Genomic DNA, 13,928 nt, shown 5'->3' on the forward strand with positions numbered 1-13,928 from the left:
TCATGAAAACTGGCGGTCTGCACACGCCAGAAAAATGTGCTCGTGTCACAGAAATGATTAATACTGGCGTACTGGTCAACCAATCCGACTCTAGCGGGAATACAGCACTGCACATTGCCTGCTGCCAAGTTTGCACACTCTGCATTCAAGAACTTCTTGCACACGGCGCGGACAGAACCATAAAAAATAATTATAACGAAACACCGCTGGAATTAGTTACCAGAAGATTAAAAGAAAGCTCTCGCTTTCGTAGACCGGTAACACCAGAACAACTTGAAGCGTGCAAGATATTGTTAGAATCGTTATCTTAAAACAACACCCCACACCACGATTGGACAACTATGAAAAGAATATGCTTACTGCTTTTTTCACTTTCATTACTTTGGCTACCAGCCCACAGCGCGGCCACATCAAAACTTTTAGATGACTCGTACTCATCTTCAGATGAAGAAAATCCAGACGACGTCCTACCACAAACATATAAAGAGCTGTGCGAAGAGGTGGAACATGATAGAATCGAAATCTTGCAATTATTACATAAGAAAGATGTTCTTAATTCTTTTCTTTGCGAACAAAAAAAATATGAAAACCTCTTAAGTATTGCTACGGAAAACATAAGTTTAGATTGCTTAAAATTTTTACTCACACACGATTACAAAGAAAATCTTAAACCAGGTTTTCTTGCTTCTTTGCTACTTACCATACTCAAAACACACTGGCTGCATGGACAATTTAACGAAAAAAGCGGTAAATTTATAGCTTCAAAAAAATGTCTCTGTGTTAAAGCTTTGCTGAGAGCCGGCGCCCAACCAAATATACTCAGTCACACAACAACGCCACTTCATTTGGCGTGCTTTCAAGGCTGTCCACTTTGTGTTAATGTACTACTGATACACAACGCAGACCCAGCTGCTCACGATAAGCAAGGAAAAACGCCGCTCAAAGAAGCGCAAGAGCTCTTGGGTAAATGCAAGCCGCCTCATGCTGTTCCAGGATGCCGTGAAATTTTTTTTGAAGGCAGCTCGATGCCGTACAACAAAATGTCAAACCCTGCTTATACATACAAGCATTTTGCTACCTGCGTAACGCTTTTAGAAACGAGGACCTTTCAATAATTCATAACGCTCAAAAGGGAGAGTATGATAGAGAAAGTAAGTTTATTTCTAATCTCAATGCTACTCAGTATGCCACTTAACGCCGTCAAGACACGGTCGCAAAGCCTCAAACCTCTCAACTTTGAAAAACTTACAAAAATTTGCACGACAAACAACAAAAAGCTTCTTGAACTGTTGTTTGAAGCCAACATTGGCGCTCGTGAGTTTTTTTATGAACTCGTTGACCATTGCATCGAAAATGGCAACATGAAATGCTTGCGCTATCTTCTTGCACACACACCAGTACCACTCACACATTGCCCAGAACTTCTCATCGATTGGTCTACTCATACGCCCAACCACTGTACCGCCTTAAAAATCCTTCTAGAAAAAAGAACTAACTGGACAGCCCTTGCACCCGATGGCCTGGTGCTTCACGAGGCCGCACAAGTTCCCTGTGTATCATGCATTCAAAATTTATTGCTGTACGGAGCAGACCCTTGCTGGGTAGACCGCAAAGGTAAAACGGCACAGGGAGTCGCAAACGAAAGCATGATGTGGACACAATACCAAAGCAGACTTGATGCAAGCACTCGCACAGACCTTAAAGAAAAATATTTGCTTTGCATAATGCTCCTACAGAACAACACAGAAGAATTAGACCAGTCAGACGCTGATGAATTTTCAAGCAACACTGACTCTGAAGAAAATGAAAGCTCTTCAAGAGATACCAACTACAGCGCAACCGAAGATGAAGATGAAGATGAAGAATCAAGCTCAAGCGATTATGCTTCAGGAGAACTTTCATGAAAAAAGCACTCTTATTTTTTTGTTTCATAACGCTCTTTAAACTCCCGCTCAATGCCGTTGTAACACGTTCACAAAGCCCAGAAGCGCTCGATATTGCCGCACTTAAACAGGCTTGCTCAAACAACCACAAAGAGCCTCTTGAGCTTTTGTTTGCAGCAAAGAACGAAGAACTGAACGAAAATTATTACACACTCCTGCGCCACTGCGTGGAGCAAGGCAGCCTCAAATGTCTTAATACTCTTCTCAATCATGCACCAGAGCCATTGGAAGAATCTGATGAGTTACTGGTTCCCTGGTCGGTATGGGTAGTGCACAATTCAAAACATTGTCTGTGCATCAACGCTTTGCTGAAAAAGCAAGCCAATTTCTCAGCATTGGCAGAAAACGAACTACCACTTCACATGGCCGCAGGGGCCGGATGCCTGACCTGCGTTGAAAACTTATGCCACTACCTCCTACATACTTTATCTATCAATCACGTGTGGCCTCACTTACTCCAAAAAGACAGCGATGGCTTTACTGCACTTGCGCGAGCAAGAGCATCTTTCAATCTTTTTCGGCACGACCAAGCACGTCAAGCAGGCTTTGATTCTTGCGAACAATTTTTGTTCAGAACTAAACTTGAGCTATCAAATCAACTCACGAGAGATTTATTGCTAGGCTGTAATCTGTGATAAAAAAAATTATCTTGTTACTAACTACACTCGCACTCTCCAGCCAGGCACACGGTCGTGCCATCATTATGCTCGACCCTGCAGGCGATGCTCATGAGCTGGGCCGCAAACTGGCGCAAGGTTATGAGCGCGGCGCAACGCTGACGTTGGCCGAAAAGCTGCAGCAAGAACTGGCACAAGAACCAGAAATCTACCCACTTTTAAGCCGCCAACCTGGCGAACAATGCCTACCCCTCCAGGCAGCTTCGTTTGCCAACCGGCTCAACGTCAACCTGTTTGTACGACTGCACTGCTACCACGAGCTGACCGCCAAGCCCCGCATTTATCTGTATCATCAACTGCGCAACCCGCTAACCGACCTTGCCACGCGCACATTCAATCAGCTCAGCTTTACCCCTCTTTCACAAGCTCACCTACCCAACCTACGCACCACACTCAAACGAATAGAAAGCATAAAAGAAACACTAATAACGCCGCAGTACCAGCAGTTTTTCGACTGCTTTGGCCCTTTTGGCTTACCACTCAAACCACTAGCCGGTGTGCAGCCTGCAGGACTTATCATTGAAATTGGCTTGAGTAGCTCAACCAAACTAGAAAGCCTGATTCAGCCAATCAAACAGGCTTTAGTTAACGCATGTCTCATTTCCTAGAAAAGAATTGTATTGAATTCTCCGCATTTTTCTGGCTATTTTTACTAACTGTGTTATTCTTTTTTTAGTTAGTATTTTTTCCCTTTCAAGCGCAGAAAAGAGCCGCTATGAAGACCTTTTTCGATTCTCTTCCAAATTTCTTGGAACAACACGTTTACCAACCATTGTCCGTCCTTGCCACTCCCGATGCGTTATTGAGCTTGGCTTGGTTTGCACTCGGCATAGTTGTGCTCGTTATTGAAATTAATATGCCCGGGCTTTTTTATTTTATTTCGTTGGCATTTGGTTGCTTTGCTGCATCACTATTAGCGCTACTTTCGTACTCGTTATTTACGCAGTGCGTTGTTGCACTGAGCGTAGCGGTACTTTCATTTGAATGCATGCGCCGCTTTTTAAGCGCGCCAGCACGCCCAGCACTGCGCACCAACATTGAAGCATTGCACAACGAACAAGGTATAGTAATTCACACCATTGAAGCAACCAAAACAGGTCGCGTAAAAGTTAACGGTGAAGAGTGGGCAGCGGTGGCACACAATCACCATACTATTTTGCAAAAAGGTACCCCGGTACGTATTATTGGTACCAAAGGTAACAAAGTTATTGTTAAAGCAGACTAACAAGTATTTTTTTAGGATTTCTCATGATTTTTCTCATTTTCTTTTGTATCGTATTTTTGTTTTTCGCTTTTTTGCTTGCCAAAGCTACGTACGTAGTTAAACAAGCAGAAGTAATTGTTATTGAACGCTTTGGTAGTTTTCACAGCGTTTTAAAACCTGGCCTTAATTTTGTCATGCCCTTTGCCGACAAACCACGCCAAGTTTTGTGGACTTTTATTCAAGAAGAAGCACGCAGTGGCAAAATGTATCGCTTCTCTCGCTATATTGATCGCATTGATTTGCGTGAAAGTGTGTACGATTTCCCAAAACAAAACGTTATTACCAAAGACAACGTAACTATGGAAATTAACGCCCTGCTCTATTTCCAAATTACTGACCCAATAGCCGCCACCTACGAAATTGACAACTTACCACAAGGTATTGAAAAACTAACACAAACAACGCTACGTAACATTATTGGCTCATTGGATTTGGACGAGTCACTAACCTCACGCGACATGATTAATGAAAAGCTCACGGCAATTCTTGACGAAGCAACCGACAAATGGGGCGTTAAGGTAAATCGCGTTGAGCTACAAGAAGTTAACCCACCACGTGATATCCGCGATGCTATGGAAAAGCAAATGCGTGCAGAACGTGACCGTCGTGCTCATATCTTGGAAGCTGAAGGCTTAAAAACTGCAGCAGTTTTGGAAGCTGAAGGTAAAAAGAGTGCAGCAATTTTAGAGGCTGAAGGCGTTAAAATGTCGCAAGTTATGCGCGCACAAGGTGAGTCTGATGCTCGTCGCTTGCTGGCACAGGGTGAATCTGATGCTATTAAAGTAGTTCGCGATGCAGTGCCAGGTCAAGACCCACTGCCCTACATGACCGCCCTAACCTACATTAAAGCATTGCCAGAAATGACAAAAGACAAAAATGGCAAACTTATCTTGGTTCCGTATGAAGCTAGTGCTATCATGGGCTCGTTGAGTAGTATTAAAACACTGTTCAAAGATCTTGAAAAGTAGGAGATAGTAAGAATGGTCAGACGGATTAGACTGTCGGTTATTTTGTTAGGCGCTTTGCTCTTTTTTTGGTGGGCATTTTTGCTGTTTGCGCGTCATAGCACCGCAGACTCACACTTTTATAGCCGCAACGCTTACAACCAAGACACCTGCAGAATTTATTGCGATCTAGGCCTACTAGCACAAAGCCGTAACGATTATAAACAGGCAGTTAGATATTATAAAATAGCATTAAGTTTTAGACCCAACAGCAGAAAGGTTTGCAACCAACTTAATATCTGCTATCAACTGCGCAATAAGCCAGTTAAAGCAGCTCTCGCACTGCAAGGAAAGCTGATAAAAAAGAACCAAACAAGAGCAGTTTAAAAAACATGAAAAGGCACTCTGTTTTAGAACAAAGTGCCTTTTTTAGCATAAAAAATTAGTAAAAGTAGCATTTCGAAAAAACATTCATAAATTTATAACAAAGGAAAAAGCTATGCATGCACACAAACTGTTTTTGATCATTTCTTTCTTGAGTATCAGTATTTCTACCAATCTTTTTTCTGCCAGCTCATCACAAGCTCCTCAAACCGTTTCCTTCACCAAAAAAGAAATAACTATCCCCCTCAACCAAGCCTGCAAGATTATTGGACTTTTAAACCGGTTGCACAAGGATGCTCCCCTTAAATTTCAGCAATTATGCCAATTGTGCCAAAGTGATGGAGACTCTCAACTAACACCTTCAGATACCATGTTTTTAGCAGAGTACAAATTCACAACACTTCTTTTTACCAACCTACAAAACTCAACAAAATACTGGATCATTGACCCTGCAGGCAAATTAAGCCCCACAAGTAAGAATCTTTTTCTAGGACTTATTACACATAAAGATGCCATACTAACAGCAAAAGAATCGCTTTCTCTCTAAGCTGACAAACCCAGCCTCTTTTTAAAAAACTGACAACAAGACTCCTCTCATCACTGCGCACTTTTTATCCAAATATAAAATATTATTTACTTATCGCCCTTGATTCGGTTATTGTAAAAATATAAAAATAATACTTTTTGCTGGAGACACAAAACTGTTCATTAGCGGGGGAGAGGGATCATGAAGAAAAAATTAATTGTTGGGCTCGTGCTACTCACTTTTAGCACATTTAATCTGCATGGCGCAGCAACATCAACGCCTTCATCGCGACCAAGAAAGCTTCAGGGCATCGATGTTAGAAAAAAAATTGTTGTGCTTAACCTTACCGAACCTAAAATTAAAATAAATTATCTCATTTTTGAAAATCTCCATCAAAGCCTTGTTAAACTCTGCGAAGATCTAGAGCGATTTAAAAAATTAAAGATAGAGGACGCCATTCATAATCAATCACGTCTTCTCAATACCCTGATTGAGTATGAACAAGGAACTCAAGTTTCAAAGGAAATTTTTGAAATTGCAGAATTCAATCATCTAACAGAGACAGCCCCTAACAAAGATTTGGACAACTTTTATCTCTTAATGGCAAGTGGCAAAATTCCAGATTTTTTGGATGAGTGCATAAAAATAATACTGACAAGATCAGAAACCGGCTTTATATGGTACTATTTGATTTCTGAGTTAGAAATTGTCACAGATCGAGCAACTAAGCAAAAAGTAATAGAAATAATAGACACTCAAAAACCAAAACCAGCACGAAGCAAATCACTATTGCACATGCCAAAATTTGGCAAACACAAACATGACCCCATCGGTATAGCCATAACTGAGTTGCCTTCAGACAGCCCTCGCAGCGATGCAGAAACGGACGGAGCAGGCCATGAAGAGTAAAACGTCCACATTGCTAGCAAGCCTGTACACACTCTGGCTGATTACCTGCAACACATGCTCTGCAGCTGCAAACAACGACTTTGAAGGAGATCGCTCACAAGACTCATTTGCAACGTACTCAGATACAGAAAGTATTGATGCTGCACATGCAGCAGACGATTTTCTTGATGCTCTCTATAACTCTGATGAAATACCAGATGAAATACCAAACGAAGAACAAATAGCAAGGCCCGCTAGAAAAAAAGAAAACAAGCACAAGCAACGAAAAAGAAGTAATAGCCTGAGGCAACTAAGCTTAAGGCATATCTTTAGTAAAAGTTTTTTTGATATTACTATGTACGAAGAAGTATTAATGGGCAAAGCAGAAGCCGAAACTCTCGAGAAAAAACTAAGAGAATTATCACTAAGCAATCCTGAAATAATCAATGATTTAATTACTGTCTGCTCTGAGCCCTTGGCAGCACTTGAACATGAAACCCTTACCACCCTACAACAACTCGGCTTTTGTACCAAAATACCAGGAACGCCTTTTTCAATTATTGACCCTGCAAACAGCACTTTCACCCTGCCAGGCAAAATGATCATGACAGCATTTGCTCAACAAACTTATAGCTCTGATGGCCAACCTAAAATCACCATCAGAACTCTAGCAGAGTTAATTGAAAAAGGCATAGCGATCGTAACAAAAAGACCACATTCGGGAAGTTTCTAGAAAATAGCTTGTGCTCCAAGCTACACTTTATTAAATTTAGTACAGCTATTTTCAAAGTCAAAAAACCAATGGAGATTCTTATGAAGCACAAAACAGTTACTTTTCTTATTACTTTTAGCTTTTTAACCTTAGCAACCTTTAACACCAGCTACACAGCAGCAAATTCAGAATCAGATTCGCAAGACACTGAATACGAACTTGCCCCAGGGTCTGAAGATGATGACAAAGCAGTATACTCAAGCAGCGAAGATGCTCAAATAACCAAAACAATAAGAGAAATAGATGGCGAAGATGAAGAAGGAAGACACCTGCGCATTGCGGTTCAACAACTAGAATTAAATGAAAAAGCACTTAACGAAATAGAAAAAAAACTCAAAAAATTCAAGGATAATCAGCTCATACTTGATGATTTACGAGCTGTGTGCGTTAACGAACGGGAAGCTCTTTCACCGCTTACCATACGCTCACTCACCACTGCCGGTTTTTTCAAAAAACTTCCAGGAGAAGATTTTCCGCTCATCAATAGCGATGGCACCATAGAACCTGGCATGAAAGCAGTAATCGCACGTTTTCTGAAACAAACGCCACGCAATCTTTTGCGAGGCGGCCGCGCTCGCATTAGAATTGCCAGAAACTAAAACGTTGCCAACGAGCGATGATAACTGATTGCAAAATGATGAGCATAATCACGCAAAGCAATTAATAACTGGGCTGCATGAGTCTTTTGGTCAAGCACTAAGCCCTGCGGAAAGCGCTTTGAAAAGACCGTCTCTTCGCGCTTGGCAAGGCTGACAAACTCAGCCTGTTCAAACAAATGCTGCACCGCGCTCAACTGCCCCTTGCCACCATCAATTAAAATTAAGTCAGGCAGCTCAGCAACATCATGATAACGCCGCGAGACTACTTCACGCAAACTAGCGTAATCGTCATTTTGATGCACTGTTTTTATTTTAAAACGACGGAAATTATCTTTGTCTGGCTGGCCATCTTTAAACCGAATGCACGAGCCCACCAAAAACATCCCTTGCTTGTGCGAAATATCAAAACAATCAATCGTGTGCGGCTCAAAGGGCAGCTTGAGCAGACGCTTAAGCTCTTTGCCAACCGTTGCATGCTTTTTTAGCTCTTCTGCAACGTGAATCAGCGCCATACGCACAATGCCAGCATGGTGCTCTTGCGTTGGCTTGCTGATCGAGATTTCGCTGTCACGCTCATGCCAACTTTCTAAAAATTGCTCCATCAGCGTGCGCTCATGCTCTGAAACATCAAAATTAATCAAAATCGTTGCTGCTGGCGGCATCATGCGATAATAGCTTGCAAAGTATTCGATAATTACTTGAAGCAGCGCATCGCCTTCAACGTGAAGCGGCAGGTAAAAAATGCGCTTTTTATTTAAAACACCATCACGCTCAACAAAGAAAAAGAGTGCACGATTGCCTGGCGAAACTATCCACACGTGCTTGCGCGCCAAGACTTCAACACGCGACGGCTTAACATCAAGCGTACTAAAAACACGCTCAAAGGCCTGATGATACTCATGCAACTCGCGTGATTTTTCAAATTCAAGATTGGCACTACTCTCTTTGATCTGCTGCTCAAGATAAGCAAGAAACTTTTTATGACCCTGCGTTAATGCTTTTTTTGCTAACTCAACACGCTCTTTGTAAGCAGCTTTGTCAAAGTCTGGTCGGCACGAACCGGCACACATACCCAGGTGGTAGTATAAGCAACCGTTTTCAATTTTTTTACCACACAATTTTAAACGAAATGTTTTCATTAAAAAATCAAAGACGCGACGAACCGGACCCTTTTCAATGAACGGACCAAAGTAAGTTCCCTTAGTCTTTTTTTGCCGCACAATAGAAAGTCGTGGCATTTCGCTTGACGAGATGGTGATGTACAAAAAAGGCTGCCCGCTTTTGTACATGATATTGTGCTTTGGCTTGTGACTTTGAATCAATTTGGCTTCCAGCAGCATTGCTTCAAGCTCTGTTTCAGTTGCCATAAAATCAAGAGAAACACTCGATTCTACAATAGCATGCGCACGAAAATCGGCCCCGCTTTGCACATAACTGCTCACACGTGAGCGCAAATTTTTTGCCTTGCCAATGTACACAACATCGCCCCGCTCATCTTTAAAAAAATAAACGCCGGGCGTTTGCGGCAAACGTTTTATCTGGTCGAGCAATTGATCTTTTTCTTTCATTTCGCATCCTTACAAGAAATTCATTCTCTCTCTGTTCATTTTATGGTAATTTATCCTTCGATACGTTCTGCTACGCCAAGGCTTCGCAGAACATTCAGGATGAGCGGAGCACCGGTTTTATTAAGCCCGTTCGCCCTGAGCCTGTCGAAGGGTCGGGCGTAAATGAACAAAACACCAAACATTATAACAATAAGTGTCGCAGCAAAACTCTAAAACTTCAAACCAAAAGAAAGACGTCATGTTCCACAAACTCAAAATTCCATTGCTCGTTGTTTTAATTGGTGCCACCAGCTTTTGGCTGGGTAATAAAATTTATTTGTACTTCACGCACGAAAGCGCGCCAGTAGTAAGCCTGAACGGGATCTCACAGGGCGGCACCTACCAAGGGATTATTGCATGCTCGCTGAGCGCCAACAACGAGTATAAAATTAACAAAATCTCAGTAACATTGGACGGCCAAGAATATAATGTTGGCAACACTAACGTACGCAGCCGGACCTTCGAACTTCCCTTTTCGCTGGATACTACCAAACTTGCCGATGGCAAACACAACGTTGAAGTTCAAGCACAAGATTCAAGCTATCACGCAAACAAAGCAACGCACAACTGGGAATTTTTTGTAGACAATGTACCGCTCAAAGCAGATTTTTTAAAACCAAGCTACAAAGTTGAGCAAGGCAAAACACTGCATTTGTGCATTCAAGCAAACAAACTTGTAGAAAAAGCAACAGTCTCTTTCTTGGGCCGCACCTACAACTGCTACCCAACTTCTTCAACCACTACCACCTACGAATGTTTTATTGCCGTTGATTGCGAAGAACATCCGGTAGAACAAATGTTGGTTGCCGAACTTGAAGACGCCGCACAAAACGTGGTAAAACTTACCGCAAAAGCAGAAGTAGCAGCATTTCCATTTCCGCGCCAAAAAAGCGGCTTTTCAGTGAATGCCAAAAAGCTTGAACATGAAAAAGAAATCAGCATGAATACTAAAATTTTGGAAGAGGCAATTGGCAAGTGGTCACAAGATTCAGCCAAGCAAAAAATGTGGAACGGACCGTTTGAAATGCCAACACAAATTCGCCGTATCTCAACACCGTTTGGCGAGGTGCGCGTCACTGCTGAACGCGGACGTTACCTGCACAAAGGACTCGATTTAGTTAATGACCCAAAAAGTGTTGTGTGGGCAAGCCAAAGCGGCAAAGTGATTATTAAAGAACGTTACTTAATGACCGGCAACACACTAGTTATTGACCACGGACTTGGCGTTACCACGCTCTATGCACATCTTGACGAATTTTTTGATGTTGAAGTAGGCGACTTTGTAAAAAAAGGTAACCCGATTGGCAAGATTGGCATGACTGGCTATGCCAGCGGCTACCATTTGCATTGGGAGCTGCGCGTGCACAATACACCGGTTGATCCGACCGAGTGGACACAGAATATTTATTAGCCCCCTCGATACATTTTTTCGCATTGCTCAAAAACACTCGGGGTGAGCGAATATGACTGGCCACATCTGTAAGAATATGAACATTGCCGGTTGTTTTCATCCCAAGTGTTTTTCCGACAGGAAAAATTTATCGAGGGGATTCGTTTATAACGCTCAAAAGTTCTTCAAGGCTGATAACGCCTTGAGCAACTTTGAGCAAACCATCGTGCAACAGCGAAGGCATATTATCGCGCAAGCCCTGATGCCGAATAAGATCGGCCGAAGCTTTTTTTAAAACCAAATCGCGAATACTATCGTTCAACAAAATCAGCTCAAAAATACCGGTTCTTCCTTTGTAGCCAACATTAAAGCACTGCTTGCAGCCAACCGCTTTAAAGCGCGATTCTGTTTGGATATTGTAAGCATCCATAATTTTTTGTTCGTCATCGGTAAGCCCAACTTCTTGCTTGCAGGCATTGCACAAGCTACGCACCAAGCGTTGGGAAAGAACACCCGTTAATGTCGCATTAATTAAAAACGGCTCAACCTGCATATCCAACAACCGCGTTACCGCACCAGCCGCATCGTTAGTATGCAAAGTACTCAGTACCAAGTGGCCAGTCAAAGCCGACTGCACCGCAATTTGTACCGTTTGCTTGTCGCGAATTTCCCCAATCATAATCACGTCAGGGTCTTGGCGCAGCATTGAACGTAAACCATTTTCAAAATCAAAACCGGTCTTGCTATTAACCTGGCTTTGCGTAATGCCAGGCAAATCATACTCAACCGGATCTTCCATGGTCACTATATTGCGTTCATTACTATTTAAGCGCGAAAGAAGGGCATAGAGCGTTGTTGTTTTGCCAGAGCCAGTAGGACCTGTTACCAAGAAAAAACCTTGGGGATGGGCAACTATACCCAACAGCGCATCAAAAATATCGGACCGCATGCCAAGCGACTCAAGCGCCAAAATATTGGCCGAGCGATCCAGAATTCGCACTACAATTTTTTCACCATAAATTGACGGGAAGGTAGCAACACGCAAGTCGATTGGTTGCGCGTCGGGCTGATCGAGAATAACTTTAATTTTGCCATCTTGCGGCACACGCTTTTCGGCAATATCAAGCGCCGACAAAACCTTAACACGGGAAAGAACTTGCGGCATAAGCTGATGATCAAACGTATCGTGATCATGCAAAAAGCCATCAACACGCAAGCGCACCCTCAGTACTTGATTGTCCGGCTGCAAGTGAACGTCTGAGGCGCCCATTGTGATAGCCTTCAACAACAACGTATCAACAATATCAACAACCGGGTCGCCGACTATTCCTTGCTTCAACTTTTGCTCAGCATCCAGCAAACAATAAGTACCATGCTCTTCTCTTTCATTCCCCACCATGCCCCACCTTTTTTAGTTTAATTTAGCTAATTTTATAGCCAATCAAAAATCCTACGCTGCTTGCAACAAAGAGAATGATATTTTCTTTGATCCAGGTAAAAAGAATAGCAGAGATAGTGGTAAGATCAGCATCTGGCTCAAGACCAGCCAACGCGTTAACACCTGGCCAATCGATAGTAATTAACAAATGATGTTCCAAAATTTTGATCACAATGATAGTTAGAACCAGCGATCCAAGAAGAAACTTAAAGTATTTCTTGAACAAAAAACCTACCGCAAAAGCACCACCAAAAAAGACTGCTGCCTGCAACGCTTCTGCCGACGAACCAGCCATATTTTCAGACCATTGCTTAAAATCAAAACCTTGCCAATAACCTTTTATCGTTTCCCAGTAAGAAAATAATGTATCCATAATAGCCATTGCCCAGCCTCCTGCAAAAAATTACAAAAACTACACCATTTAAAACTACAAATATATCAAATAATTTCAATTTTATATTAGCAAATAATAATATAAAAATACTAGCAACCTAAAACAAAATAAAAAAAGAGCCATTTACACAACTCATTTTTATACTCATACGTTGGCAAAAAAAAAGGCAGGAATGAAAACTCATCCCTGCCGAAACTGTTTGAACTAGTTAAGAAAGCTTATCAGCCACCCTTAACGATGTCTTTAAGTTTTTTACCTGCTTTGAACTTAGGCACTTTTTTGCCAGCAATTTTCATTTTCTTACCAGTTGCAGGGTTAATGCCGGTACGTTCTTTTCTTTTAAGAACTGAGAAGGTACCAAAACCGGTGATAACTACAGACTTGCTTTTCTTGAGAGTTGATTCAACACCTCTCAATACTGCTTCAAGCGCATCTTTGCATGTCGTCTTGGCAAGTTTAGTCTCTTTTGACATAAACTCAATCAATTCGGCTTTATTCATGAATAAAACTCCTTATTTAAATTCTAGATTACATCCAATAAAAATACTTGTGGCAGTCAACACACAATAAACACACGCTCATCAGAATTGTTCATCCCACAATTTTTGTCAAGCTTATGAAAAACTAACTCACTCCTTCAACCCTTCGAGACGCTCTACGAGCTCCTTACGCCTTCGCCAAGGCTATGGCGCACAGGCAGGGAGAACGGATGGAAAAACGACTTTGTCTGTAAAAACAAACTTTCTTCAACAAAGTAGCTAAAAAAACTTTTGTATATTTCATTTAAAAAGAGAGCCTGCCAGCCGCCCTTCGACAAGCTCAGGGTGACCGAAGCTGCGTAGGATGGCCTGCCAACCAGAGCTACAAGTGCGTAAGCACGCAGAGCGCAGGTTGGTGCCGAGGGCCGGACTCGAACCGGCACGAGTTAAAAACCCGAGGGATTTTAAGTCCCTTGCGTCTACCAATTCCGCCACCCCGGCACACATAAATGGAGGCGGCACCCGGAATTGAACCGGGGATCGCGGTTTTGCAGACCACTGCCTTACCACTTGGCTATGCCGCCCCAAAATTTGAAAATTTCAATAATAGAGCGATAATACAC

At 42.3% G+C, this 13,928-nt stretch carries 17 protein-coding genes and 2 tRNA genes; 13 read left to right on the forward strand and 6 right to left on the reverse strand.

The window, feature by feature from the left end:
* Window positions 1–2 precede the first annotated feature (2 nt).
* The 12 genes from K2W90_04570 (at window position 3) to K2W90_04625 (ending at window position 7,997) form a co-directional block, all read left to right on the forward strand.
* Window positions 3–311, forward strand: coding sequence for an ankyrin repeat domain-containing protein (locus K2W90_04570; protein MBY0353610.1), 309 nt, complete (start codon window positions 3–5; stop codon window positions 309–311).
* A 30-nt stretch (window positions 312–341) separates the two neighbouring features.
* On the forward strand, window positions 342–1,115 hold the full coding sequence (locus K2W90_04575) for an ankyrin repeat domain-containing protein (protein MBY0353611.1): 774 nt from the start codon (window positions 342–344) through the stop codon (window positions 1,113–1,115).
* A gap of 24 nt (window positions 1,116–1,139) precedes the next feature.
* Window positions 1,140–1,904 carry a hypothetical protein gene (locus tag K2W90_04580; GenBank protein ID MBY0353612.1) on the forward strand — a complete coding sequence of 255 codons (765 nt, stop codon included), beginning with the start codon at window positions 1,140–1,142 and terminating at the stop codon, window positions 1,902–1,904.
* Window positions 1,901–2,578 (forward strand): ankyrin repeat domain-containing protein, encoded by a 678-nt coding sequence (locus tag K2W90_04585; protein MBY0353613.1) that lies wholly within the window; start codon window positions 1,901–1,903, stop codon window positions 2,576–2,578. The genes K2W90_04580 and K2W90_04585 overlap by 4 nt, the downstream gene beginning before the upstream one ends.
* Entirely contained in the window at window positions 2,575–3,228 is a 654-nt protein-coding gene (locus K2W90_04590) for an N-acetylmuramoyl-L-alanine amidase (GenBank protein MBY0353614.1), read from the forward strand. Before K2W90_04585 ends, K2W90_04590 begins: the two co-directional genes overlap by 4 nt.
* Before the next feature lie 107 nt (window positions 3,229–3,335).
* Window positions 3,336–3,845, forward strand: coding sequence for an NfeD family protein (locus K2W90_04595; protein ID MBY0353615.1), 510 nt, complete (start codon window positions 3,336–3,338; stop codon window positions 3,843–3,845).
* A gap of 23 nt (window positions 3,846–3,868) precedes the next feature.
* Window positions 3,869–4,852 carry an SPFH/Band 7/PHB domain protein gene (locus K2W90_04600; protein ID MBY0353616.1) on the forward strand — a complete coding sequence of 328 codons (984 nt, stop codon included), beginning with the start codon at window positions 3,869–3,871 and terminating at the stop codon, window positions 4,850–4,852.
* A gap of 12 nt (window positions 4,853–4,864) precedes the next feature.
* Window positions 4,865–5,215, forward strand: coding sequence for a tetratricopeptide repeat protein (locus K2W90_04605; GenBank protein ID MBY0353617.1), 351 nt, complete (start codon window positions 4,865–4,867; stop codon window positions 5,213–5,215).
* 112 nt (window positions 5,216–5,327) lie between these two features.
* A complete protein-coding gene (locus K2W90_04610; GenBank protein ID MBY0353618.1) occupies window positions 5,328–5,759 on the forward strand; it encodes a hypothetical protein in 432 nt (143 codons plus the stop codon).
* A gap of 180 nt (window positions 5,760–5,939) precedes the next feature.
* Entirely contained in the window at window positions 5,940–6,647 is a 708-nt protein-coding gene (locus K2W90_04615) for a hypothetical protein (GenBank protein ID MBY0353619.1), read from the forward strand.
* Entirely contained in the window at window positions 6,637–7,359 is a 723-nt protein-coding gene (locus K2W90_04620) for a hypothetical protein (GenBank protein MBY0353620.1), read from the forward strand. The genes K2W90_04615 and K2W90_04620 overlap by 11 nt, the downstream gene beginning before the upstream one ends.
* An 80-nt stretch (window positions 7,360–7,439) precedes the next feature.
* Window positions 7,440–7,997, forward strand: coding sequence for a hypothetical protein (locus tag K2W90_04625; GenBank protein MBY0353621.1), 558 nt, complete (start codon window positions 7,440–7,442; stop codon window positions 7,995–7,997).
* On the opposite strand, the gene uvrC is transcribed toward K2W90_04625, so the two are convergent.
* A complete protein-coding gene (gene uvrC, locus K2W90_04630; protein ID MBY0353622.1) occupies window positions 7,994–9,565 on the reverse strand; it encodes an excinuclease ABC subunit UvrC in 1,572 nt (523 codons plus the stop codon). The genes K2W90_04625 and uvrC overlap by 4 nt on opposite strands.
* Before the next feature lie 238 nt (window positions 9,566–9,803).
* On the opposite strand from uvrC, the gene K2W90_04635 reads away from it, so the two are divergent.
* A complete protein-coding gene (locus K2W90_04635) occupies window positions 9,804–11,015 on the forward strand; it encodes a M23 family metallopeptidase (protein MBY0353623.1) in 1,212 nt (403 codons plus the stop codon).
* A 127-nt stretch (window positions 11,016–11,142) separates the two neighbouring features.
* On the opposite strand, the gene K2W90_04640 is transcribed toward K2W90_04635, so the two are convergent.
* From K2W90_04640 to K2W90_04660, 5 genes are all read right to left on the reverse strand, one after another.
* Entirely contained in the window at window positions 11,143–12,393 is a 1,251-nt protein-coding gene (locus K2W90_04640) for a GspE/PulE family protein (protein ID MBY0353624.1), read from the reverse strand.
* Window positions 12,394–12,415: 22 nt separating this feature from the next.
* A complete protein-coding gene (locus K2W90_04645) occupies window positions 12,416–12,814 on the reverse strand; it encodes an FUN14 domain-containing protein (GenBank protein MBY0353625.1) in 399 nt (132 codons plus the stop codon).
* Window positions 12,815–13,047: 233 nt separating this feature from the next.
* Window positions 13,048–13,326: an HU family DNA-binding protein gene (locus tag K2W90_04650; protein ID MBY0353626.1), complete on the reverse strand. Its 279-nt coding sequence runs from the start codon at window positions 13,324–13,326 to the stop codon at window positions 13,048–13,050.
* 392 nt (window positions 13,327–13,718) lie between these two features.
* A tRNA-Leu gene (locus K2W90_04655) sits at window positions 13,719–13,806 on the reverse strand.
* A 9-nt stretch (window positions 13,807–13,815) separates the two neighbouring features.
* Window positions 13,816–13,889, reverse strand: a tRNA-Cys gene (locus tag K2W90_04660).
* Window positions 13,890–13,928 lie beyond the last annotated feature (39 nt).

This window comes from Candidatus Babeliales bacterium (genome assembly GCA_019749895.1).
GTDB lineage: Bacteria > Babelota > Babeliae > Babelales > RVW-14 > AaIE-18.